The sequence below is a fragment of the Streptomyces yamdrokensis genome, assembly GCF_053890455.1.
This window is the reverse complement of record NZ_CM132679.1, coordinates 6140523-6164753: the sequence shown is the minus strand read 5'-3', so window position 1 is coordinate 6164753 and position 24231 is coordinate 6140523. Positions and strand designations below refer to the sequence as shown.

Annotated in this window: 20 protein-coding genes; 10 read left to right on the top strand and 10 right to left on the bottom strand. The window is 71.9% G+C overall.

Annotated features, from left to right (window positions below; genetic code table 11):
* The first annotated feature begins 321 nt into the window (after positions 1-321).
* The 7 genes from ACWZEH_RS27390 (at position 322) to ACWZEH_RS27360 (ending at position 10506) form a co-directional block, all read left to right on the top strand.
* Positions 322-1341: an NAD-dependent epimerase/dehydratase family protein gene (locus tag ACWZEH_RS27390; protein ID WP_456193750.1), complete on the top strand. Its 1020-nt coding sequence runs from the start codon at positions 322-324 to the stop codon at positions 1339-1341.
* 5 nt (positions 1342-1346) lie between these two features.
* Positions 1347-3296, top strand: coding sequence for an asparagine synthase (glutamine-hydrolyzing) (asnB, locus tag ACWZEH_RS27385; protein ID WP_456193749.1), 1950 nt, complete (start codon positions 1347-1349; stop codon positions 3294-3296).
* A gap of 7 nt (positions 3297-3303) precedes the next feature.
* The gene (locus ACWZEH_RS27380; RefSeq protein ID WP_456193748.1) at positions 3304-4512 is read left to right on the top strand and encodes a glycosyltransferase family protein; all 1209 of its coding nucleotides are present in this window, start codon (positions 3304-3306) and stop codon (positions 4510-4512) included.
* Positions 4509-6050, top strand: a complete 1542-nt coding sequence (locus tag ACWZEH_RS27375) for an asparagine synthase-related protein (protein WP_456193747.1) — start codon at positions 4509-4511, stop codon at positions 6048-6050. The genes ACWZEH_RS27380 and ACWZEH_RS27375 overlap by 4 nt, the downstream gene beginning before the upstream one ends.
* Before the next feature lie 76 nt (positions 6051-6126).
* Positions 6127-7641 carry a B12-binding domain-containing radical SAM protein gene (locus ACWZEH_RS27370; RefSeq protein WP_456193746.1) on the top strand — a complete coding sequence of 505 codons (1515 nt, stop codon included), beginning with the start codon at positions 6127-6129 and terminating at the stop codon, positions 7639-7641.
* Between the two features lie 106 nt (positions 7642-7747).
* The gene (locus ACWZEH_RS27365; protein WP_456193745.1) at positions 7748-8914 is read left to right on the top strand and encodes a hypothetical protein; all 1167 of its coding nucleotides are present in this window, start codon (positions 7748-7750) and stop codon (positions 8912-8914) included.
* Entirely contained in the window at positions 8914-10506 is a 1593-nt protein-coding gene (locus ACWZEH_RS27360) for a carbamoyltransferase C-terminal domain-containing protein (RefSeq protein ID WP_456193744.1), read from the top strand. The genes ACWZEH_RS27365 and ACWZEH_RS27360 overlap by 1 nt, the downstream gene beginning before the upstream one ends.
* A gap of 59 nt (positions 10507-10565) precedes the next feature.
* On the opposite strand, the gene ACWZEH_RS27355 is transcribed toward ACWZEH_RS27360, so the two are convergent.
* The 4 genes from ACWZEH_RS27355 to ACWZEH_RS27340 all read right to left on the bottom strand — a co-directional run bounded on the left by ACWZEH_RS27355 (position 10566) and on the right by ACWZEH_RS27340 (position 14134).
* Positions 10566-11396, bottom strand: a complete 831-nt coding sequence (locus ACWZEH_RS27355; RefSeq protein ID WP_456193743.1) for a Moenomycin biosynthesis protein MoeN5 — start codon at positions 11394-11396, stop codon at positions 10566-10568.
* The gene (locus tag ACWZEH_RS27350; RefSeq protein ID WP_456193742.1) at positions 11393-12238 is read right to left on the bottom strand and encodes a geranylgeranylglyceryl/heptaprenylglyceryl phosphate synthase; all 846 of its coding nucleotides are present in this window, start codon (positions 12236-12238) and stop codon (positions 11393-11395) included. The genes ACWZEH_RS27355 and ACWZEH_RS27350 overlap by 4 nt, the downstream gene beginning before the upstream one ends.
* 547 nt (positions 12239-12785) lie before the next feature.
* Positions 12786-13466 (bottom strand): hypothetical protein, encoded by a 681-nt coding sequence (locus ACWZEH_RS27345; protein WP_456193741.1) that lies wholly within the window; start codon positions 13464-13466, stop codon positions 12786-12788.
* Positions 13463-14134, bottom strand: a complete 672-nt coding sequence (locus ACWZEH_RS27340) for an ATP-binding cassette domain-containing protein (RefSeq protein WP_456193740.1) — start codon at positions 14132-14134, stop codon at positions 13463-13465. The genes ACWZEH_RS27345 and ACWZEH_RS27340 overlap by 4 nt, the downstream gene beginning before the upstream one ends.
* Before the next feature lie 453 nt (positions 14135-14587).
* Here ACWZEH_RS27340 and ACWZEH_RS27335 point away from each other — a divergent pair, with 453 nt between their 5' ends.
* From ACWZEH_RS27335 to ACWZEH_RS27325, 3 genes are read left to right on the top strand one after another with little or no spacing between them, the layout of a single operon-like run.
* The gene (locus ACWZEH_RS27335) at positions 14588-15796 is read left to right on the top strand and encodes a glycosyltransferase family 2 protein (RefSeq protein ID WP_456193739.1); all 1209 of its coding nucleotides are present in this window, start codon (positions 14588-14590) and stop codon (positions 15794-15796) included.
* Positions 15797-15836: 40 nt separating this feature from the next.
* Positions 15837-16652 (top strand): glycosyltransferase family 2 protein, encoded by an 816-nt coding sequence (locus ACWZEH_RS27330; protein WP_456193738.1) that lies wholly within the window; start codon positions 15837-15839, stop codon positions 16650-16652.
* A gap of 17 nt (positions 16653-16669) precedes the next feature.
* Positions 16670-18238 carry a glycosyltransferase family 2 protein gene (locus ACWZEH_RS27325; RefSeq protein ID WP_456193737.1) on the top strand — a complete coding sequence of 523 codons (1569 nt, stop codon included), beginning with the start codon at positions 16670-16672 and terminating at the stop codon, positions 18236-18238.
* A gap of 71 nt (positions 18239-18309) precedes the next feature.
* On the opposite strand, the gene ACWZEH_RS27320 is transcribed toward ACWZEH_RS27325, so the two are convergent.
* From ACWZEH_RS27320 to ACWZEH_RS27295, 6 genes are all read right to left on the bottom strand, one after another.
* Positions 18310-19428, bottom strand: coding sequence for a polysaccharide biosynthesis protein (locus ACWZEH_RS27320; protein ID WP_456193736.1), 1119 nt, complete (start codon positions 19426-19428; stop codon positions 18310-18312).
* 406 nt (positions 19429-19834) lie between these two features.
* Entirely contained in the window at positions 19835-20665 is an 831-nt protein-coding gene (locus ACWZEH_RS27315) for an SDR family oxidoreductase (RefSeq protein ID WP_456193735.1), read from the bottom strand.
* A gap of 245 nt (positions 20666-20910) precedes the next feature.
* Entirely contained in the window at positions 20911-21366 is a 456-nt protein-coding gene (locus tag ACWZEH_RS27310) for a GNAT family N-acetyltransferase (protein ID WP_456193734.1), read from the bottom strand.
* Between the two features lie 210 nt (positions 21367-21576).
* On the bottom strand, positions 21577-22194 hold the full coding sequence (locus ACWZEH_RS27305) for a 3-oxoacid CoA-transferase subunit B (RefSeq protein WP_456199857.1): 618 nt from the start codon (positions 22192-22194) through the stop codon (positions 21577-21579).
* A gap of 83 nt (positions 22195-22277) precedes the next feature.
* Positions 22278-22949, bottom strand: coding sequence for a 3-oxoacid CoA-transferase subunit A (locus tag ACWZEH_RS27300; protein WP_456193733.1), 672 nt, complete (start codon positions 22947-22949; stop codon positions 22278-22280).
* Complete coding sequence (locus ACWZEH_RS27295; protein WP_456193732.1) at positions 22946-24151, bottom strand: thiolase family protein; 1206 nt, start codon at positions 24149-24151, stop codon at positions 22946-22948. The genes ACWZEH_RS27300 and ACWZEH_RS27295 overlap by 4 nt, the downstream gene beginning before the upstream one ends.
* Between the last annotated feature and the right edge of the window lie 80 nt (positions 24152-24231).

Here is a 24231-nt window from a genome sequence, read left to right as displayed (position 1 = left end):
TGAATGACGCCTCGGCAGCGGTGGCCGCGATGCGCTCATTCTGCGGGAATGCCGATAGCGGACGCCGCCCCGGGCAGGCACCGCAGCGCGCTATTGCTCGTGATTGACGCGTGCTGTTAGACTCCCCAGGCCTCTTGGTCCGGACATGTGTTTCTCGACGCCAAAAGCCTGGTCAGCCGCGCTTTTCAACGCCGTACAGCGCCACGGCGACCGCGCGGGCCGGCCGGTCGAGCCGGAGGCAGACGCGCGCGTACGTGCACCGCAATGCACCGCCCAAGCACCGCCTTGATCAGCCACATGTGAGCGAAACAAGGGGGATTCATGTCGAGCGACACACGCAGAACGGACTTGCCGGACGACAACGTTCTGGTCACCGGTGCAGCCGGTTTCATCGGGTCGCATCTCGTGACCGAATTGAGGAGTTCCCGCAGAAACGTTGTGGCGTTGGACCGGAGGCCCCTCCCGGACGACTCGAGGAGGCAGTCGCCACCCCTTTCCGGATCACTCCGGACGATACGCGGCGACCTCAACTCGTTGAATCTGGTGGACTGCCTGAAAAGCACCTCGACGGTCTTCCACCTGGCCGCGTTACCCGGGGTCCGCCCGTCATGGACCCAATTCCCCGAGTACCTCCAGTGCAACGTACTGGCGACCCAGCGTCTGCTGGACGCCTGTGTGCGGGCAGGCGTGGAACGCGTGGTGGTCGCCTCCTCCTCCAGCGTGTACGGCGGCGCGGACGGCGCGATGAGCGAGGACGACCTGCCCCGTCCGCTCTCCCCCTACGGTGTCACCAAACTCGCCGCGGAGCGGCTGGCCCTGGCCTTCGCCGCCCGTGGCGACGCCGGACTCTCGGTCGGCGCCCTGAGGTTCTTCACCGTCTACGGCCCCGGCCAGCGACCGGACATGTTCATCTCCCGGCTGATCCGGTCGACGCTGCGGAACGAGCCCATCGAGATCTACGGCGACGGAACCCAGATACGCGACTTCACCCACGTGTCCGACGTGGTGCGGGCCCTGGTGCTGACCGCGTCGGTCCGGGAGCAGGGCAGCACGGTCCTGAACATCGGCACCGGGAGCGCCGTCTCGGTCAACGAAGTGGTGTCCATGACCGCGGAGCTGACCGGCCTGCGCCCGTGCACCGCGTACGGCTCCGCCCGCATCGGCGACGTCCGCTCGACCACCGCCGACGTGCGGCGGGCGGAGCGCGTCCTGGGCTTCACGGCCCGGATGGGCCTGCGGGGAGGTCTTGCCACCCAGATCGAGTGGACCCGGCGGTCGTTGGCCCGCGCGCAGGACACCGTCCCGGTCGGCGGCTCCACGACGCCCACGCCGCGGCTGTAGTCGGCATGTGCGGCTTCGTCGGATTCAGTGACGCCGGCGCCGGGCGGGAAGGCGCGCGGGCCACGGCCGAGCACATGCTCGCCGCCGTGGCGCACCGCGGCCCCGACGGCTCGGACTGGCTCCATCACCGGGGTGTCACCCTCGCGCACTGCGCCCTGACCTTCACCGACCCGGACCACGGCACGCAGCCGTTCGTCTCCGCGTCGGGAGCCACCGCCCTGGTGTTCAACGGCGAGATCTACAACCACGCCGAGCTGCGCGCAGAGGTCCGGGCCGCCGGTGTCACGCTGCGCACCGCCAGTGACACCGAAGTCCTGGTGGAACTGTACGAGTTGCAGGGAACGCGGATGCTCGACCGGCTGCGGGGCATGTTCGCCTTCGCGCTGCACGACGCCCGCACCGACACCACGGTGCTGGCCCGCGACCCGATGGGCAAGAAGCCCCTCTACTACACCCTCGTGCCGGACGGCATCGCCTTCGCGTCCGAACTCACCGCCCTGCTGCGGCACCCCGCCGCACCGCGCACTCCCGACGTCCGGGCACTCGCCGACTACCTGGTGTTCCAGGCGTTCTGCGCCCCCGCCTCGGCCGTGTCGGGGGTGCGCAAGGTACGGCCCGGCAGCTGCGTCACCCACCGGCACGGGGAGTCGAGCGAGACCGAGTTCTGGCGGCCCCGCCTGGCCCCCGGTGTCCGGCCGCACCGCGGCCCGGGACGGCGGGAGGCCGCCCGGCGGTTCGAGGAGCTCTTCCGCGCCGCGGTCGCCCGCCGGATGACCAGCACCGACCGCCGCCTCGGTGTCCTGCTCAGCGGCGGTCTCGACTCCAGCGCGGTAGCCGCGGTGGCCCAGCAGCTCCTGCCGGGACAGCCGGTGCCCACCTTCAGCGCGGGGTTCGAGGACCCGGACTTCGACGAGAGCGACCACGCCCTGGCGGTGGCACGCCATCTGGGCACCGAACACCATGTGGTGAGGATCGGCGGACCCGACCTCGCGGGTGTGGTGGAGTCCGAACTGGCCTTGGCCGACGAACCGTTGGCCGACCCCTCCCTGCTGCCCACGCGCCTGGTCTGCCGGGCGGCCCGCGAGCACGTCCGGGGCGCTCTCACCGGCGACGGCGCGGACGAACTCCTTCTGGGGTACCGCTACTTCCAGGCCGAGCGGGCGATCGAGCTGCTGCTGCGCGTCCTTCCGGCCCCCCGGCTGGAGGCTCTCGTCCGGCTGCTGGCCCGCCGGCTGCCGGCCCGTTCCGGCAACCTCCCCGTGACGGCGGCCCTCGGCCTGCTGGCCAAAGGACTGCAGGCGTCCCCGGAGCACCGGTTCTACCTCTCGACGGCGCCCTTCGCCCCGGGCGCGCTGCCGCAGCTGCTCACTCCCGAGGCCGGGGCCGAACTGACCGGGCACGACCCGTTCGCCGAGGTGTCGCGCCTGCTCCGGGGGCAGCCCGGCCTCTCCGGAGTCCAGCTCAGCCAGCTCGCCGTGACGACCCACTTCCTGCGGGACGTGATCCTCACCAAGACGGACCGGGGCGGCATGCGCAGCGCCCTCGAACTGCGTTCCCCCTTCCTCGACCTGGACCTGGTCGAGTACGGCAACTCCCTGCCCACCGGTCTGAAACTGCACCGGTTCACCGGCAAGTACCTGTTGCGGCAGATCGCCGCCGACTGGCTTCCCCCCTCCGTCGTCCGGCGGACCAAGCTGGGCTTCCGCGCGCCGCTGGCGGCCCTGCTCCGCGGCGAGCTGCGGCCCCTGCTCCTGGACACCCTCTCCACGGCGTCCCTTCGCCGCGGCGGCCTGTTCGACCCCGGGGCGGTGCGCCTGCTGATCGACGACCACCTCGGCGGCCGGCGGGACACCTCCCGCAAGCTGTGGGCCCTCCTGGTCTACCAGCTCTGGTTCGAGAGCCTGACGGCCCGGCCCCACGCCTCCGAGTCCCCCGCGTACCCGGCCCTCTCCTAGGAGACCCATGGCTGCTCCCGACCGACCGCTTGTTCAGGTGCTCTCCCCCCGGACCTGGGGTGAGTTCGGCAACTATCTCGCCGCGACGCGCTTCTCCCGCGCGCTCCGGAGCGTGATCGACGCGGAGGTGACCCTCCTGGAGGCGGAGCCGATCCTCCCGTGGATCGGTGAGGCCGGGGCGGAGATCCGGACCATCTCGCTGGAGAGTCCCGACGCCGTCGTCCGCAACCAGCGGTACATGGCGCTCATGGACCGCCTCCAGGCACGCTTCCCGGAAGGGTTCGAGGTCGACCCCGCCCCCGCCCAGCAGGCCGACCTCGAGCCGCTCACCCGTCATCTGCGTCGGACCGCTCCGGACGTGGTGGTCGGCACGAAGGGGTTCGTGGCGAGGCTGTGCGTGGCCGCCGTCCGGCTCGCCGGGACGTCCACCCGGGTCGTCAGCCACGTGACCAACCCCGGGCTGCTGCAACTGCCGCTGCACCGCAGCCGGTACCCGGATCTGACACTCGTCGGCTTCCCCCGGGCGAAGGAGCACCTGCTGGCCACGGCCGGCGGCGACCCGGAACGCGTGCGGGTGGTGGGTCCGCTCGTCGCGCAGCACGATCTGCGGGACTTCATGACCAGCGAGTCGGCCACCTCCGACGCGGGCCCCTGGGGCGACGGTCCGGGCCCGGACCGGCCGCGGGTGATCGTCTTCTCCAACCGCGGCGGGGAGACGTACCCCGAGCTGGTGCGGCGCCTCGCCGTCCGGCACCCCGGCATCGACCTCGTCTTCGTCGGCTACGGCGACCCGGAACTCGCCCGTCGCACCGCGGCGGCCGGGCGGCCCCACTGGCGGTTCCACAGCGTCCTCAGCCAGACCGAGTACTTCGACTACATCCGGCGTGCCTCCCGGTCCAGGTACGGGCTCCTGGTGTCGAAGGCCGGGCCCAACACCACCCTCGAGGCGGCCTTCTTCGGCATACCGGTCCTGATGCTCGAGTCGGGACTGCCCATGGAGCGGTGGGTGCCGGGACTCATCGACGAGGAAGGGCTGGGCCGCGCCTGCGCCACCCCCGAGGAGCTGTTCAAAGCGGCGGACGACTGGCTGACCCGTCCGTCGGTGATCGAGGTGCACAAGAAGGCCGCGGTCTCCTTCGCCGAATCCGTACTGGACCAGGACGCGGTGACGGACAGGATCGGAGCCGCCCTGAGGGCCCTGCTGGACGCCCGGTGACCGTCCGCCCCCCGGCCGCGTCCGCCCCCCGCCTCCACCTGGTGGCGCAGGGCGGCGGGGTGCGTGTGGAGGGCGACGAGGAGGCGCGCCTCGGACACCCCCTCACCGGTGACCACCTGGACCCGGGCCCGCCGGCCGAAGGCGTCTTCGCCGGGTGGCGCTGGGACGGCGGACGCCTGGTGGCCCGCAACGACCGCTACGGCGTCTGCCCCCTCTTCTACCGGGCCGGCGGCGCCTCGTTCGCGCTCTCCCCCGACCCGCTGGCGCTGCTGCCGGACGACGGACCCGCCGAGCTGGACCACGACGCGCTCGCCGTCTTCCTCCGGCTGGGGTTCTTCCTCGCCGAGGACACGGCCTTCGCCGAGGTCCGCGCGCTGCCCCCGGCCGCCACACTCACCTGGGACACCCGCGGACCACGGCTGCGGTCCGGCGGGCCGCCGCGTCCCGGGCCCGCCGCCATGACCGGGACACAGGCGGTCGACGGGTTCGTCGACCTGTTCCGCGCCTCGGTGGCCCGCCGGCTCGCCGGTGAGCCGTACGACCTGCCGCTCAGCGGCGGCCGGGACTCGCGGCACATCCTGCTCGAGCTGTGCCGCCAGGGCGCGCCCCCGCGTCGGTGCGTCAGCGGCGCGAAGTTCCCTCCCGATCCGGGGGCCGACGCTCGCGTCGCAGGCGTCCTCGCGGACCGGCTCGGTCTGCCGCACACGGTGGTACCGCGTCCGCGGGCGCAGTTCCGCGCGGAGCTCTCCGCCCTGCCGGCGCAGGGCATGACCACCCTGGACGGCGCGTGGACCCAGCCGCTCCTGGCCCACCTGCGCCGCCACACCCGCGTCTCGTACGACGGTCTCGGCGGCGGGGAGCTGGCCCAGAACCCGAGCATCGGGTTCATCCGGACCCATTCCTACGACCCCACCGATCTGCCCGGCCTCGCGGACCGGCTGCTGGCCGCAGGGCGGACCGGCCCTCACGTGGAACACCTGCTGGGCCCACGGACGAGCGCCCTGTGGAGCAGGCAGGCGGCCCGGCGGCGTCTCGTCACCGAGCTGGCCCGGCACGCGGGCAGCGCCTGCCCGCTCAGTTCCTTCTTCTTCTGGAACCGGACCCGGCGCTCCATCTCCGCGGCTCCGTTCGCCCTGGGAGACGGGCGGCTCCTGACCCACACCCCCTATCTCGACCACGACCTCTTCGACCACCTCGCCACGGTGCCGCACCGCCTCCTGGCCGACGGGGCCTTCCACGACCGGGCGCTGCACAAGGCCTTTCCCGAGCACGCGGACCTGGGGTTCGCCTCGTCGGTGCCCCAGCGGCACGGTCCCGTGCTGGTCGCGCACCGGCTGGCGTACCTCCTGCGGTTCCTCGCCCACGCGGTGGCCGTGGAACCGCACTGGTGGCGCAGCCCGGACCGCTTCCTGCAACGGCTGCTGGCCGCCGGCCGGGGAGCCGGCGCACCGCAGCGTGTCAGCCGGCTGCAGCCCCTGGCGCTCTACCTGCTGCAACTGGAGGGCCTCGCCACCCGGCGGGCCGGCCACCGGCCCTGAGGACCGGACACCACAGACCCGTCACCCCGCCCACCCCACGAGACATCAGCCGCAGGGCCCAGAAGGAGCGCATCGTATGCGGAAGACATTGCCCGTGATCAGCACAGGTCTCGCCGCGGGGGCGGCGTCGGGCGGCTGCTCGACCCCGGCCGTGGCCCCGGCCCGCCCGGGAATACCTCTCTGGCGCAAACGCAAGCTGCGGATCGCCCTGGTGCGCCATCACGACCTGTGCCTGAACACCCGACAGATAGCCCGGGTCCAGAAGCGGGCCGGTGTGCTGCCGCACCTCGGACTGGGCTACATCCACACCGCGCTCAAGTCGGCCGGGTTCCACAACGTCATCCAGGTCGACACCCCCGCTCTGGGACTCGACAGCGAGGGGCTGCGCAAACTGCTCGCGGACTTCGAGCCGGACCTGGTCGGGGTGAGCACCACGACGCCCGGCCTGCCCGGTGCCATCGAGGCGTGCGAGGCGGCCAGGAGCACCGGGGCGAAAGTGATCCTGGGCGGGCCGCACACGGAGGTGTACGCGCACGAGAACCTCGTCCACGAGTCCATCGACTACATAGGCGTCGGCGAAGGCATCACGATCATGCCGGAACTGGCGGAGGCGATGGAGCAGGGCGAGGATCCGGAGGGCATTCGCGGCCTGGTGACCCGCAAGCACGACGGCGGTGCCGCGCCGATGGTGAACCTGGAGGATGTCGGCTGGCCCGAACGCTCCGGGCTTCCGATGAACCGCTACTACTCGATCATGGCCCCCCGGCCGTTCGCGACGATGATCTCCAGCCGTGGCTGCCCCTTCAAGTGCAGCTTCTGCTTCAAACAGGCCGTGGACAAGAAGTCCATGTACCGCAGTCCCGAGGACGTCGTCGGCGAGATGACGGAGCTCCAGGAGCGGTGGGGGGTGAAGGAGATCATGTTCTACGACGACGTGTTCACCTTGCACCGCGGCCGGGTGCGGGAGATCTGCGGGCTCATCGGCGAGAGGGGCCTCAAGGTCCGCTGGGAGGCGCCCACCCGCGTCGACCTGGTGCCCGAGCCGCTGCTGGAGGCGATGGCCGGGGCCGGGTGCGTGCGGCTGCGGTTCGGCATCGAGCACGGCGACACCGAGATTCTCGAGCGGATGCGCAAGGAGAGCGACATCGAGAAGATCGAGAAGGCCGTCACCTCCGCCCACGAGGCCGGGATCAAGGGCTTCGGGTACTTCATCGTCGGCTGGCTCGGGGAGACCCGGGAGCAGTTCCGCAGGACCGTCGACCTCGCCTGCCGGCTCCCGCTGGACTACGCCAGTTTCTACACCGCGACGCCCCTGCCCGGCACCCCCCTGCACACGGAGTCCGTGGCCGCCGGCCAGATCCCGCCCGACTACTGGGACCGTTTCGTGCAAGGCGAGTTCGACGCGCGGATCGGGTATCTGGTGCCGGACGCGCAGGAGCGTGCCCAGCGCGCGTACCGGTCCTTCTTCATGCGCCGTTCCATGGTCAGACCGCTGGTTTCGCACATGGCGGTGACCGGCCAGTGGCGCAACACGCTGGAGGGCCTGCACAGCCTGCACCGGTCCACGTCCAACACCGACCGTGACTTCTGAGCCCGCGGCCCCGGCCGTCCCGTGTCCGCCGGACCGTCCGGGGCCACCGGTCCGCCTCAACCGTCCACTCGCGCGGCGCAGGCGCCGGCCGGCCGGCGAGGGGTTCGTGACACATCATCTGCGCAGCACCATGGCCCGCGGGTTCCGGCCCCCGCAGTCCTGGGCGGTCCCCGTCCGGCACGTCCTGCCGGGTCTGCGGGCCGACGGGACCCCGCGGGCCGAGGAGGCCGCCGAGGCGCTGCGCACGCCCGCCGGGCAGCCGGGCATCGCCCTGGTTCTGCCGACCTACGTCTCCCGGGTGCCCCTGGCGCGGCAGCGGGAGTGGTTCGGCGCGCTGCTGGACCAGGCGGCCACGGTGGCGCGGGACCACCCCCGGGTGCCCCTGGTGCTGTTCGTCGGCATGCAGTGGTCGTCGGCCGAGGAGGAGGAAGAGTCGCTGCGGCGTCTGCGGGTGCTGCTGGACGACGCCCGGACCCGGCTACCCGGCCTGCGGGTCTGCGGTCTCTCGCTGCCCGGGCCGGGCAAGCCCCGCACGCTCAACGGGGCGATCGCGGTCGCCGAGCTCCTCGGCTGTGCGGGCATCGGATGGGCCGACGACGACGTGATTCTGGAGGAGGGCTGCCTGTCCCGGCTGGTACGGGACTTCCTGGGAGCGGGCTGCCGCGGGGCGGTGGGCGCGACCAAGATCGCGCACACCCATGAGTACGCCACCTCCCTGCTGCTGTCCCGGGCCAAGGCGATCGCCGCACCGGCCACGAACTACCCGCACGGCTGCTGCATCCTGGTGGCCGCCGACGTGGTGGCCGGCGGCCTGCCGGGACGCTACGTGTCCGACGACGGCTATGTGTGCTTCCGCCTCCTCGACCCCGCCCTGCCCGACCCGCTGGCCCACCTGCGGCTGGTTCCGGACGCCCGGTGCCACTACTACGTGGCGGGGCCGGCGGGCGAGACCCGGCGCAGGATCCGCAGGCTGCTGCTCAACCACCTCGTCGACGTCGCCGACTGGCCCCTGCCGGTGGTCCGTCACTACTTCGGCCACGTCCTGTTCGGCGGCATGTGGCCCCTGACCGGCTTCGACTCCTCCCGCGGTGCCCGCCACGGCCTGAAGAAGGCGTTCATCAAGTGGCTCTACTTCGCCTGGTTCGCGGGCATCGGGAGCGAACTGTACGTGCGCGGGCTCTCCGGCAAGCCACTGCGCGGCATCGAGTGGGCTCCGTACTCGGACATCCGCAGACTCACTCCGTCATCCTCACCCACGCGTCAGGAGAGCTGATGAAGGTCCTCTCGCTCCATTCCGCCGGCCACGACACCGGCGTCGCCTACTTCGAGGACGGACGGCTGGTCTTCGCCGTCGAGACCGAACGGCTCACCCGGGTCAAGCACGACCACCGCTGCGACGTCGCCCTGCGGCACGTGCTCGACCAGGAGTGCGTGGACGCCGACGGGATCGATCTGGTGGCCGTCAGCACGCCGGTCCGCAGCGGGCTGCTGCGCATACCCGACATGGACCGGGCCCTGGAGCGGACGGCGGCCGGCGCCCTCCACCACCGGACCGTGTGCGAGATGCTGGGGCGCCGGGTGGAGTGCGTCGTGGTCACCCACGAGGTCTCCCACGCGGCGCTGGCCGCCCACTATGCGGGCTGGGAGGAGGGCACCGTCGTTCTCGTCAACGAGGGCCGCGGCCAGCTCACCCGCAGCTCCCTGTTCCGGGTGTCGGGCGGGGCCCTGAGGTGGGTCGACAAGGACCCGCTGCCCTGGTACGGCAACGGCTTCGGGTGGACCGCGATCGGGCACCTCCTCGGCTTCGGCCCGAGCCCCAGCGTGGCCGGCAAGGTGATGGCCATGGGCGGCTATGGGCAGCCGGACGCCCGCATCCGCGAACAGCTGCTGGCGGTGGACCCGGAGGTGATGAACGACCGGGAGCTCGCGGAGCGGGTGCGCGCGGACCTGGCCGGCCGGCCCGAGTTCGACTCCGGGTTCGAGACGGCGTCGCATGTGGTGGCGACGTTCCAGGAGATGTTCACCGGGGCCGTGCGGGAGGTGCTCGACCGGCACGTGGCGCGCACGGACACCGGGGTGGGGCCGATCGCCCTCGGCGGCGGGTGCGCCCTGAACATCGTGACCAACTCGGTGCTGCGGGCGGAGTACGGGCGGGACATCGCCATCCCGCCGGCCTGCGGGGACGCGGGGCATCCGACGGGCGCCGGCCTCTACGCCCTCTCGCAGGTGGCCGGGGTGAAGCCGGAGCCGTTCGGCGTGTACCACAACGGCGGGGGCGAGTCCCGCGCCGACGTCCTGCGGGCGGTGGAGGGTGCGGGACTGCGGGCCGTCGCCTACGACCGGTCCGCGGTCGCCGGGGTGCTGGCCGCGGGCGGGGTGGTGGCGCTGACGCAGGGAGCGGCGGAACTGGGGCCGCGCGCGCTGGGGCACCGGTCGCTGCTGGGCAGTCCCGCGGTGTCCGGCATGCGCGAGCGCATGAGCGAGAAGCTCAAGCAGCGCGAGTGGTACCGGCCGCTGGGCGCCGTGATGCGCGACGAGCGCTTCGCCGAGCTGTACCCGGGTCAGGCACCGTCGCCGTACATGCTCTTCGAGTACCGGCTGCCGGACGGGACCGCGCCCGAGGCGCGGCACGTCAACGGCACCTGCCGGATCCAGACCCTGGGCCCCGACGAGGACCGGCTGTACGGTCTGCTCGACGCGTTCGAGGGGCTGAGCGGCGTGCCCGCGCTGATCAACACCTCGCTCAACGGCCCGGGCAGGCCCATCGCGCACACCGCCCGGGACGTGCTCGACGACTTCGCGCACACCGACGTCGACCTCTTCGTGTTCGACGACCTGATGGTGCGGGGCGACTCGGCACGGTAGCCCGCCGGATCCCGGGGAAAACGGGGCGGCCGGCCGGAGAGGCTCCGGCCGGCCGTCGGTCACTCCCCCGAATGCCGGGGGAGCAGCCGCGTCAGCACGTCGTCCGTGTAGAGGTGGACGACCGGCACCAGGCCGGGTGCGCCGGGCGGCGCCCCCACCGCGGCGAGGGCCTGCTCGCGCAACTCCTCCAGCAGGTCCGCGACGTCCTGGCCGGCCACCACTCCGGTCCGCATCAGATGGGCGAGGTTGCCGTCCCGCTCGCCGTTGCGGTCGTAGTCGGTCAGGTCGTCGGCCACGGTGATGGTCATGGCGAAGGCCTCTGCGAACTGCCGCACGGCGTAAGCCGGTTGGCCGCCCCCGCCGGAGGCGGCCGCGAGCTCCCCGTAGCGGCCGAGGAAAGCGGCGCCGTAGGTGCTCGCGTGGGCGCGCCATTCCTGGAGGTTCGCCGCGCGGGTGCGTTTGGTACGTATCTGGCCGCCGCAGAGGTGGACGGCGTCCCGCTCCAGGATGTCCGTCACCGCCTTGGGGTCCTGGGCCAGGGACTCCAGCTCGTGGAGCGCCCGCAGGTGCAGACGGAGGCAGACGCAGGCGAGTTCGACCCGGTCGAGGCCGGTGTCGTCGTCCATCAGGTCGTCGAGGAGCTTCATGGCGACGATGTCGAGGGCCAGGGCGCGGGACACCGCGGCCCGCCGGTGCGGGTCCGCCGTCCACTCGGTGAGGAAGTGGGGGACCCTCAGGTACAGGCGGAGGGCGGCGGTGTGCGCCACCAGGTCCGGCGATCCCTCGGTCCCGGCGACGCACCGCGTGACGTGGTCGCGGTTGGCGGCCTCGGCGGCGAGCATGGACTGCGTGTAGTCCGCGGGCAGGGCCGTGACCGGGGCGGCCGTCACCGCCCGCCCCCCGGGCGGGCCGGTGCGTCGGGCCGTCCCCCGCCGATCTCCTCGAGGGTGGTCCGCCAGTCCGGATGCTCCAGGGCTCCGGCGAACCCCACACGGTCCGCCCCGCTGTCGAGGTACTCGGCGACCTGTCGGCCGGTGCGGACGTTGCCGCTCACGAAGAGGACCTGGTCGGGGCCGAGCCCTTTGCGAAAGTGCCGTACGACCTCGGGCGGCACGTGGTCGTTGCGCGAGTACAGGTACACCATGTGGAAACCGAAGGTGCGGGCCACGTGGACGTGCCGGTCGATCTCCTCGGTGGAGGTGGTGCTCACCGGCATGGTGCCGAGCAGGTCCCCGGTCCGGTGGTCCTCGCCGAAGGTGAGGGCGACGGTCAGGAGCAGCTCGGGCCACTCCTCCCGGGGTATCCGGCCGGGGAAGGCGGCCAGGGTCTCGAGAAAGCTCTTCCAGACGAAGTAGTCGTCGTCCGAGCCCAGCAGCGCGGGCAGCAGGACCGCGTCCGCGCCGCGGACCACCGGGAAGCCGGTTCCCGGGCGCGGCGGGAAGTGCAGGACGACCGGTAGCGGGGTGACCGCCTTCACCGACGCCACGTACGGTTCCATGTGCGACGCGAACGACTCGTAGTCGGTGCTGGCCAGAATGATGGCGGCGAAGCCCAGCCGCGTGAGCTCCGCCGCCTTCTCGACCGCCTCCGTCACCGGGACCTTGAAGGGGTCGATGATGTGGACGGGGCCCGGCCGGTGCTCGCGCAGCCGGGCGAGCACGCGTCCCGGTCGCCAGAGCGGTGGTGCGGCGTGGAGTTCGGTGTGGTGGTCCAGCTGCGGTAAGGCGTTCACCAGCGTCTTCCCCCTTGTCGTCCGGACGGTTCGCGTGACGGGGTGCCGGCCGCGTCGCGCGTTCGGATGAGGTGTCGCACGTTGGGATGGAGGTGCGGGGCGCCCTGGTCCTCGGGGTCGTTCCCGAACTGGCAGCGAGTGGTCGTCACGGCGTCGTCGACGCCGGTGCGGGCGCCGCGTTCCGGCGCCTCCTCACGGTTTTCCGCTATGCCTGTCCGGGGAACTGCGTGACCGTTCCGGAACCCGCTGGGGTCGAAGGAGCGGAGAAGCGCTCCGGAATTCTTCGGCGAGCCCGTCCGGTGGATTCACCGGCGGACGAACCAAGGGCGTCGTTCACGTACTCCCCTTCCATTGGAGAGACGAACAGCGGGTCCACCGGGCCGCCTCGAGGACATGGGGCGGCAGGGCGGTTGCCGATACTACACGCGTTCGTTTCGGCAGGGTAGGGAGAGTCGGTACGACGGTTATGAATGTCCGTCGCAGCAAAGCAGGAACGCCCCGGCGGTTTTGTGCCGCGCGGGGCGTTTCCAATGGTCCGGGGCGCAATTCACGCGAATTGCAGATGACGTCGGCGACGCAATCGGCCCGCCGTCACGCATCCGCTCGCCACGGCCAGCAGCAGTGCCACTCCGAGGGCGTGGGCCACCCCCGAGCCGAACGACCCGGCGTCCGCGCCGTCGACCGCGTAGGTGATGATCTCCCGGGTCGACCAGAAGGGCAGTACCTTGGCCGAATCCTTGGCCGGGTCCGTCACCATCTGGGCGCCGATGACGGAGATCAGCAGCAGGGCGCCCTCCATGTCCCGTGGCACGACCGCCCCGAGCAGCAGTCCCAGTGGCACCGCGACCAGCGTGGTCAGGGCCAGTTCCACCATGACGGCCTGCGGGTGCTGTACGTCCTGCCCGGTCAGGATCACCACGGCGTAGAGGGCGGAGACGCCCATGCCCGCGGTGAGGAGGGCCAGCAGGCGCCCCAGGAAGAGCTGGAGCGGACGGAACCCGGAGAGGGCCAGGAGCGGTTCGATCTCCCGGCCGCCGACCGTGGAGAAGAGGGCCGCGGCGCTGACCGCGAAACCCACACCGAGGCTGGCGAACCGGACGGCCTGCCCGGTCTGGTCGTACCGCCCGAGGTAGAAGACGAGCGGAACCAGCAGCAGCAGGCCCAGCACGCCCCTCCGGCGCAGCAGTTCACGGAAGGTCATGTCCGCCATCCGCAGGGTGGCTGTCATCGGATGCCCCTGTCCTTGCCGGGGGTGAGGTCCAGCACCTGGTCCACCCGGTCGAGTTGGTTGAGCATGTGAGTCACCACGACCACGGCCTTGCCCGCCTCCCGCCACGCCCAGACGCTCCGCCAGAAGTCCACGTAGGAGCCGTGGTCGAATCCCTGGTAGGGCTCGTCGAGCAGCAGCAGGTCCGGTCCCCCCAGGGCCGACAGGACGACGTTCAGCTTCTGGCGGGTTCCTCCCGACAGGTCCTTGGCCAGGACGCCCCGCGCCGGGGCCCAGTCGAGCTCTCCCGCGAGTTCCCGGCCGCGGTGGTGGGACTCCTTCCGGCTCAGGCCCCGGCCGGTGCCGAAGAGGGTGAAGTGCTCCTGGGGAGTCAGGAAGCCCATGACGCCCGCGTTCTGCGGGCAGTAACCGAGGTTGCCGGAGACGGTGACCTGTCCCTTGTCGGGGGAGAGCAGTCCGGCGCAGATCTTGAGCAGGGTGGACTTGCCCGCTCCGTTGCTGCCGACGATCGCGGCGACCTCGCCCGCGTGCACGACAAGATCGACCCCGGTCAGGACGCGGCGGCGTTTGTAGCGCTTCACAATGCCGCGTGCCTGCAGAAGAATCTTGCGGTCGGCGGGCTCGGACATGCCGTGGAACCCCTGCCGGGCACCGACGGAATAGCCCATGACTGCCACCTTTCTGCCGACCGCGACAAATCGGCACGCGTTGCCGGCCTCAATGGTCAGGATTCGCGACTCGGCCGGGTTCATCACCCCGGCCGCCGCTCGCACGACTCAGCCTGCCACACGCGGCGTGCGCAACGGTCGGGACCGCGATCACCCGTGAGTTCGGGCCTCCACAAACCGGCTTCGGGGATTCTAACGGGGCGGCCGGGCGGAGTACGGGAGTCGGGCCCTCGTATTCCGGCCATATCCCGCCGATGCCCGGAGCCACTCTTGCCGACCGGTCTAAGGGCTGGTTAGCGTACCGACCCAGCCACATTCATCGCTCACTTGTGCGTTGCTCGTACCAGCGTTTTCTCCCTCTCCGGAGTCTGCTGCCGGGGCGGGAGCGGACGGGGCCGCACCCCGTGTCAGGGCAAGAGGGAATTCTGCTCGAGAACGACGAAGGGGACGTGGATGCGCGGGGGGACCGTGGACCGTCGTGTCTGGTGGCAACGGGCCGTGGCCCGCGGTTTCGCGCCGCCGCCGGCGCGCCCCACCCCGTTCGTCCTGGTGGGGCGTGAGGGACCGGGCCCGGACGTCCGGGGCGAGGTGCGCGAGGACGCCGTGATCGGCGCGCGGCCGGGCGGGCCGGCGTTTCCGCTGCCGTCCGGCGGCCTCGGGGTGCTGCTGCCCACCTACGTGGGGCGGTGCGACGCCGGGGCGCACGAGCAGACGTTCCGTCACCTGCTGGGCTCCCTGGCCGAGGTGGGAGAAGCGCACCCGTCCCTGCCGCTGACCCTCTGGGTGGGCATGCAGTACGGCCCCGGGGAGGACGAGGAGGCGCTGCGCAGACTGCGCCGGCTGTACGCGCTGGTCCCCGAGGACCTGGCCCTCACCCTGGTCGGCCTGGCCCTGCCCGGACCGGGGAAGCTGCGCACGGTGAGCACGGTCCTGCGGCTCTCCGAGGATCTCGGCTACACCGGCTGGCTCTGGACGGACGACGACATCGAGATCGCTCCCCGCTGCCTCGCCCTCCTGGTCTCCCGGTTCCACGAGCGGGGGGAACGGGGCGCGGTCGGGGCCCACTCGGTGGCGCTGGCCAGGGAGACCGCCACCTCGCAGGCCATGGACCGGGTCTCCGGGGTCACCGCTCCGCCGAAGGCCTGCCCCGCGGCGGCCTGCCTGGTGGTCGCGACGGACGTCGTGGGCACCGGCATTCCGGTCAGACGCCTGACCGACGACGGGTACGTGGTGTTCGAGCTGCTCGACGCCGAGGCGTCCGATCCCCTGCACGACCTGGAAGTGCTGCCCGAGGCCCGGATCAGCTTCTACCGCGTCAGCCGCACCCACGACACCTTCCAGCGACTGCGCCGCTCCCTCTACAGCCATGTGACCTGCGTCGCCGACTATCCCTGGCCCACCGCGCGGGTCTACCTCACCCGCGTCCTCTTCCACGGTCTGTGGCCGCTCGCGGCGTGGGACAACAGCCGCGGCCCGGTGCGCGGAACGCAGCGCTGGCTGGTCAAGGGGCTGCACTTCACCTGGTTCTGCGGGGTGGCCGGCTCCCTGGCCGTCCGGGGCGCGGCGGGACGGCCCCGGCGCCGGGTGGCGTGGGGCGACGAGGGGGACTTCCGCAGCCCCACCGTCGAGGAACCCGCCGCGGGATCGGCTGCCGGGCACTGACACACGAGGCCGCCCCGAGGGCGGTCCAAAAGGAGACCCTATGGCGACAGCAGGGCCGGCCGAGGCGGTGGTGACCGTCATCCTGCCCCACTACGACTGCGCGGCGTATCTGGGTGCGGCCGTCGGGTCGGTGCTCTCCCAGGACCGCCCGGACCTCCGTCTGACGGTCGTGGACGACTGCTCCCCCGACGAGAACTGGGTCCCCGAACTCCATCCGTACGCCGGCGACCCACGGCTGACCGTGCTGCGCACCTCCCAAAACGTCGGCCACCTGCGGATCAAGAACAAGGTCATGGAGTCGGTGGAGACCCCCTACGTGGCCTTCCAGGACACCGACGACCTCAGCCTGCCCGGCCGGCTCCGCCATCAACTGGCCCTGTTGGAGAAGGGCACGGCCGACCTGGTCGGCTGCGCCTACTCCTACATCGACGAGGCGGGCCGCACGACGGGACGGCGGCGCATGCCCCGCAACGGCAACCTGTGGATGCGGCTGGGGCGGACGACCGTGCTCCTGCACCCGTCCTCGGTGGTACGGCGCTCCGTGCTCGAGACCCTCGGCGGCTTCGACGGCACCGCGCGGCTGGGGGCCGACACCGACTTCCATCTCCGGGCGGCCCGCCTGTACCGGCTGCGCAGCGTGCGCAAGGTGCTCTACCGGTACCGGATCTGGCCCAAGTCGCTCACCCAGGCGCCGGAGACCGGGTTCGGGTCCGCGGAGCGCCGGGCCTACACCGAGGCGCTGACCGTCCGGGAGGAACGGCGGCGACGGGCACGCACCCGTGAGGAGTTGCTGCCGCTGCTGGTCGCCCCGCCCAACGACATCGACTTCACCCTGACCCGGATCGATCTCGGTTAGCCGGCGGCGGGGGCGACATGGACGACACCCCGGCACAGACCGTGGACGAGGCGCTGCCTCCCGTCTCGGTGGTGGTGGCGGACCCGGACGGCGACGGGCAGCGCACGGTGCGCACCCTCCTCGCCCAGACGGTACGGCCCGTTTCGATCACCCTGGTGACCACAGCCGGGAACACCCCGACGGCCCACGATGCCAGGTCTCCCGGTGGGTCCGGGCCCTCCGCTGCCGCGGCGCCGCCCGTACGCGTCGTCCGGTGCGCCCGCGAGGGCCTCGGGCCGGCGTGCGTCGACGCGGCCAGGGACGCCCGGGCACCGTACGTCGCCGTTCTCCGCGGCGGCGACGAGGCACTCCCCCACTGGCTGTGGCACCTGTCGCGAGCGGTCCGCGACGGAGGCGGGGACGGCGCCGAACCGGTCGGCCTGGTGCAGTGCGGCACGCTTCGGCTGAGGGACGACGGTCTCGTGGACGGGTTCACCCTGCCGCCCGGGTCCCCGGGGACCCGGCCGTCCCCCGCGGATCTCCTGGAAGGCGCCTACGCGGTGCGGCGCGAACTGCTGGACTCGGACGGCGGTACGGCTCGCTGGGTCAGCGTACCCAGGCTGCTGGTCCGCCGACGGACCGCCGCCGAAGACCCGGGGGCGGTCCTGGCCCCCGGAGCGCGCGTCGCGGGGCGCGTCCGCCTGGTCCGGTACGGGTACCGGCCGCCCCCTGCCGGACCGCGGAACGGAAACACCCCCCGGCTGGTGTCGGTGGTCGTCCCGGTGCGCAACGGCGCCCGCACGCTCGCCGCCCAGTTGACCGCCCTGGCCCGGCAGACCGGTGCCGTCGCGTACGAGGTCCTGGTCGTCGACAACGGTTCGACGGACGCCACCCGTGAGGTAGCCGCACGCGCGCGCGCCGAACTGCCGGGCCTGCGGATCGTCGACGCGTCCGGCCACGCCGGTGAGAGCTGCGCACGCAACCGGGGAATCGCCGCGGCACGCGGTGACTTCATCGCGTTCTGCGACGCGGACGACGTCGCCGACGCCGGCTGGCTGGCCGCGATGGCTCAGGCGGCCAAGGAGGCCGATCTGGTGGGAGGCGGGCTGGACACCTCCGTACTCAGCCCGGGCCGCGCCGACGAGCAGCCCCTGCCGATGGACGCGCAGACGGATTTCCTGCCGTTCGCCCGGGGGGCGAACAGCGGCGCCTGGAAGGATGTCCTGACCGCGATGGGCGGCTGGGACGAGCGCTACCGCGGCGGCGGGGAGGACATGGATCTCTCCTGGCGGGCCCAGCTCTGTGGTTACCTCGTCCGTTACGCGGGCGACGCCCGGATGCACTACCGGCTGCGGGACGAACTCCGGACGCTGGCACGGCAGAAGTGGAACTACGGCCGTTCCGGCGCCCAGTTGTACGCCGCCTACCGGCGCGCCGGGTTCGAGCGGCGCGCCGGCCGCGTGGTCGTCATGAACTGGTGCTGGCTGCTGCTGCACGTTCCGGACCTGGTGCGATCGCCGGTGCTGCGACGGCGCTGGATCCGCTACGGAGCGCGTCTGGCGGGGTTCCTGGCGGGAAGTGCGCGGCGGGGCGTCCGGTACCTGTGAGGGGCGGGCGACCGGCACCCGCGAAGGGCCGGACCGCCGCCGTGCCGGCCCGGCGCGCCGCCCGCCCGGGGTCAGACCAGCCGGTGACCGGGGTCCTGCGTCACCGGGTCGCCTGCCATGACCAGGCAGGTGTCACGCAGGGCGGCGACGACGGCGTGGTCCTCCCCCCAGGCGTCGAGGTCCGGTCCGTCGCCGGACTTCAGGGCCGGCACCGGCACTTCCATGATTTTCGGGTGCACGTACCGGACCGGGTATTCGGAAGGGGACACCAGTGATTCGGTGAGCTTTTCCCCCGGTCTCAGCCCGACATAGTGGACCGGGAGTTCCACGCCCGCGTGCGCGATGACCCTTCTGGCTATGTCGAGAATCCGGACCTGTTCCCCCATGTCCAGCACGAGGGCGTGGCCGACACTGCCCAGTGCGGCGGACTGGATGACCAGTTCCACGGCCTCCTGGACGGTCATCAGATAGCGCGTCACCTCGGGATGGGTGACCGTCACCGGGTGGCCGGCCGCGATCTGCCGGGCGAAAACGTCGAGAAAGGATCCCTGGCAACCGAGCACGTTGCCGAATCGCACGCTCACATACGGCCTGCCCGCCTGGATGGCGGCCGCCGCGGTGAGCCCCTCGGCTATGCGTTTCGAGTATCCGAGCACGCCGACCGGGTCGACCGCCTTGTCGGTCGAGATGTTCACCAGGAACGCGGCGTCCACGGCCAGCGCCGCATCGAGTACCGCCCGGGTGCCGAAGACATTCGTCTTCACGGCCTCTCCGGGGAACTCCTCCAGGATGGGCACCCATTTGAGGGCCGCCGCGTGAAAGACGATGTCCGGCCGGCACCGGCGGAACAGCCGGGTGAGCCCTCTGGAGTCCCTGATGTCCGCGAGGAGGATGACGGGCCGCACCGACGAGGAGCTCTCGATGCCGCTGGCCGCCAGGTGGAGGGCCGTCTCGTTCCGGTCGAGCATCATGAGGCTCTCGGGTCCCCACAGGCTGAGCTGACGGCACAGCTCCGACCCGATGTAGCCACCGGCTCCGGTGACCAGGATCCGCCGGCCGCGCAGGAATCCGGCACTGCTTTCGAGACCGGTGCTTATCCGCTGCCGACCGAGAATCCTCTCGAGATCCCCGACGAGATGCCCGCTGCCCGGCAGGTGCGCACCATACCCTGCTGAATTATCGTCAAACATGCAGTCACACTTCCTTTTTGACAAGAGTCATGACTGACGTGCCGACCAATACGACGAGCTGGACCGACGTATCGTCCTGGTGCTTTCTTCGCCGACACCATCACGCTGCCTCCCCGGACGCGCGTGCGCCCGGGGACCACATTCCGGCGGCCGGTTCGCCACCTGCTGCGCCGGCTCCGTCGACGTCGGGCATGTCCTCGTTGACGTCCGAGGGCGACCGGGAAAATCACTTTATCGAGAGGCGGCACGGTGCGGGTGAATTTCCTCAACTGCCTCCGCGCGCACCGAAAACGCCGCAACCGGGGCACTCGGTCCCGCGGGCGAGGGCCCCACCGGAGAGGCGGCCCGTTCTCCGGCGCGGTCCGCCCGGCGCACCCGGCCGCGCCGAGTGGTAAGCCGGGCCGGCTCACGGGCCGCCGGGGCCGAGGAATTCGCGCGCGCCCCGCAGACGGGTCCGGACCCGGCCCCGGGTGGCGTCGGTGACGAGACGGATGTCGAGGTCTCCCGGCGGGGCCACGTCGCCGCGCAGACCGGCCGGCAGCCGGGCCGGGTCCAGCCCGTCCCGCCGGGCTATGAGGACGCCCAGGTCGTGACGGTTCATCGCGTCGGGTCCCGCCACGTGGAACACACCGGATCCGTCCGACTCCGTGATCTCCAGAAGAGCCGAGGCCAGGTCGTCGACATGGACCGGACAGCGGGTGTCGTCCGTGAACAGGACACCGGTGCGTGTGCCGGCCACCAGGGCGTGCACGGCCTTCTCGTGGGCGGACCGTCCGTGTCCCACGATGAGCGACGTGCGCACCACGGCGGCCTCGGGCACCGCCACCCTGACGGCCGTCTCCGCCGCGGCCTTGGCGGCTCCGTACGGGGTGACGGGGTCGGGGAGTGCCTCCTCCGGATAGTGGACGTCGGCGCCGGAGAACACCGCGTCGGAGGAGACGTGGACCAGCCGGCAGCCGGCGCCCGCCGCCTCCAGGGCGAGCCGGGCCGCGCCGTCGGCCGTGACCGCCCAGTCGGCGTGTCCGCTCGACGCGTTGATCACCGCGGCCGGCCGGGCCCGGACCAGCACCTCCCCCATCCGGCCCGGGTCGCGGAGGTCGGCCCGGTACCAGGTGACCGACGGCAGGTCCCCGGGGCTGGTCCGGTAGGTCGCGGCCACGTCCCATCCGGCGGCGACGGCCCGGCGGAGCACCTCGTGTCCGAGGAACCCGCTCCCGCCGACGACAAGAACTCTCACGCACCGCCCCCTGACGTCCGGCCCGCCCCGATCCGCCCCACTCCGCTTTCAGGAGTACGGGACGGCGGCCCGCGCGGCCGTGTCGAGCCGTGATCCCCGGGGCCCGATGCTACTGAAGGCCGGGCCCTACGGGGAGGGTGCCGACGGTCGGTACGTCGTTCTTTGCGTGCCGGGCCTCAGGGACGCGCGCCCGACGACGGAGCCCGAGCGCGGGAGCGGTCGCCCGGGCCGGTGGACCGGAGTCCTCAAAGCGCCCTCGTCATGAACGTGCTGCTCGGGTCGGGCCGGTAGTCCGCGAAAGGCTCGCAGGGGGCGAACCCGAACTTCTCGTACAGGTTCCTGGCGGGCAGGAAGAACTCGGCCGAACCGGTTTCCAGGCTCAGCCGCGTGAACCCGGCGCGCTCGGCCTCGGTGAGGATGTGCTTCAGCAGCAGGGACGCGATTCCGCTCCGCTTACGCGTCGGGGCGGTGCGCATCGACTTCAGCTCCGCGTGACCCGCGTCCAGCCTCTTGATCGCACCACAGCCCACCAGGGTGTCGTCGTCGATGACCGACCAGAACGTGATCCCGGGCTTGCGGAGCGCGCCGAGATCGAGGGCGTGCTTGCTCTCCGGCGGTGTGATGGACCGCATCTGCCGGACGTGCTCTTCGAGGAACGCGACGATCTCCGGGCCGGAGAGGTCGTCCACTACGATCTTCACTTCGTTCGTCCTTCTTCGGGACTTCCGGGACCGGTCACGCTCCCGGGCTGCTCGAGGTCGTGACCGGTCCTCGTGCTCGACGAGTTGCCCCCGAGCACGGGCAGGGACCGGTACGGGTGGGCCGTTCGGAGTCGATCATGCTACGTGAGGAGCGGGCGGCGGGGACCGGGCGCGGGCGGTGAGCCCTCGTGCCCGGCCCTCGCCCGTGTCTCACGCCTCCGGGGCGAGCAGCGGCACGTCGAGGCGGCCGGCGAGCTCGTCCACCGTGGTGCCGAAGGTCTGGGCGACCCTGACTCCCCCGGGGGTGATGTCGAAGACCGCGAGGTCCGTGTAGACGCGGTCGACGCAGCGCAGTCCGGTGAGCGGGTAGGCGCAGTCGGGCACCAGCTTGGGGGCGCCGGTCTTCGTGAAGAGCGTCATCATGACGAACACCTTCCTGGCGCCGGTCGCCAGGTCCATGGCCCCGCCGACGGCGGGGACGGCGTCGGGCGCTCCCGTGTGCCAGTTGGCGAGGTCGCCGGTGGCCGAGACCTGGAACGCGCCCATGACGCAGATGTCCAGGTGACCGCCGCGCATCATCGCGAACGAGTCGGCGTGGTGGAAGTAGGCGGCTCCGGGCAGTTCGGTCACCGGCACCTTGCCCGCGTTCGTCAGGTCGGGGTCGGCCTCGCCCTCCTTCGCCGCGGGCCCCATGTTGAGCATGCCGTTCTCGGTGTGCAGGACCACACCGGAGTCGGCGGGCAGGTGGTCGGCGACGAGGGTCGGCTGCCCGATGCCCAGGTTGACGAAGGCACCCCGGGGGATGTCGCGCGCCACGAGGGCGGCCATGTCCTGCTTGCCCAGCGGGCCCTGATGGTTCGTCGCCCCCTGGTCGTTCGTCGCATTCTGATCGTTCGTCACTCGGGTCGTGGTCATGCGGGGCCGGCCTCCTTCACCACACGGTCGACGTAGATGCCGGGGGTCACGACGGTTTCGGGATCGATGGCGCCGGTCTCGACGATCTCGCGGACCTGTGCGATCACCGTGGTCGCGGCGGTGGCCATGACCGGGCCGAAGTTGCGGGCGGTCCTGCGGTAGACGAGGTTGCCCATGCGGTCGGCTCGGTGGGCGCCGATCAGCGCGACGTCACCCTTGATCGGGTACTCCAGCACGTAGGTGCGGCCGTCGATCTCGCGGGTCTCCTTGCCCTCCGTGAGGAGGGTGCCGACGCCGGTGGGGCAGAAGAAGGCGCCGATGCCGGCCCCGGCCGCCCTCATCCGCTCCGCGAGGTTGCCCTGGGGGACGACCTCGAGTTCGATCCTGCCCGTGCGGTAGAGGTCGTCGAACACCCACGAGTCCTTCTGGCGCGGGAAGGAGCAGATCACCTTGCGGACCCGCCCCTTGGCGAGCAGCGCGGCGAGTCCGGTGTCGCCGTTGCCCGCGTTGTTGGAGACGACGGTGAGGTCCTTGGCACCCTGGCGTATGAGGGCGTCGATCAGGCCGACCGGCATGCCGGCCATGCCGAACCCTCCGACGAGCACGGTCGAGCCGTCCTCGGTCCCGGCCACCGCCTCGTCGGCGTGGTCGCACAGCAGGGTGGTCACCGGCTTCCTCCCGCGACGTTCTCCAGGACCACGGCGAGCGCCTGGCCGACTCCGATGCAGATGGCGGCGACGCCCCACCGCTGCCCCGACTCCCGGAGCCGGTGGGCGAGGGTGCCCAGGATCCTGCCGCCGGAGGCGCCCAGGGGGTGGCCGAGCGCGATCGCGCCGCCCTTGGCGTTGACGGTCTCCGGATCGACGCCCCAGGCGTCGACGCAGGCCAGCGACTGGACGGCGAAGGCCTCGTTGAGCTCGACGGCGGTGACGTCGGACCAGGTGATCCCGGCCCTCTCCAGAGCCCGGTTCGCCGCCTCCACGGGGGCGTATCCGAACATCTGCGGGTCCAGCGCGGACACGCCCCGGCCGGCGATGCGGGCGACGGGGTCGGTGCCGATGCGCGCGGCGGCGGCGCCCGAGCCGAGCAGGACCGCCGAGGCGCCGTCGCTCAGCGGGGAGGCGTTCCCGGCCGTGATGACGCCGTCGGGGCGGAAGACGGGCTTGAGTCCGGCCAGCTTCCCGGCGGTCGAACCGGGGCGGATCCCCTCGTCCCGCGTGACGGTCGTGCCCTTGGCGTCCGTGACGACGGGCACCACCAGGTCGTCGTAGAAGCCCGCGTTCCAGGCGTCGTCGGCGAGGTTGTGGGAGCGGGCGGCGAACTCGTCCTGCCGGTCCCGGGCGATGGAGAAGCGGTCGGCGAGCTGCTCGTTCGCCTCGCCCAGGGAGACGGTCCACTCCTTCGGCATGCGCTGGTTGACCAGCCGCCATCCGAGCGTGGTGGACACGGCGCTCACGTCCCCGGCGGGGAACGCGCGCGAGGGCTTGGGCAGGACCCAGGGCGCCCTGGTCATCGACTCGACCCCGCCGGTGAGCACGATGTCCACGTCGCCGGTCTCGATGGCGCGGGAGGCGATGAGGGCGGCGTCCAGGGAGGAGCCGCACAGCCGGTTGACGGTCGTGGCGGGGACCGAGGTGGGCAGTCCCGCGAGGAGTACGGCCATCCTGCCGACGTTGCGGTTGTCCTCGCCCGCGCCGTTGGCGTTGCCCCAGACGACGTCGCCGATCTCCGCCGGGTCGAGCGCGGGGGTCTTGGCCAGGGCCCCGGTGACAGCCACCGCGGCGAGGTCGTCGGGCCGGACGTCGGCGAGGGCCCCCGTGAACTTGCCGAAGGGCGTTCTGGCCGCTGCGTAAAGGTAGCTGTCGCTCACGCCCTCACGGTACGAGCGCCCGCTTCATCATGTCCAAGACCTGATCCGCATCGATTCATAAGGACGCCTTATAAAATGGG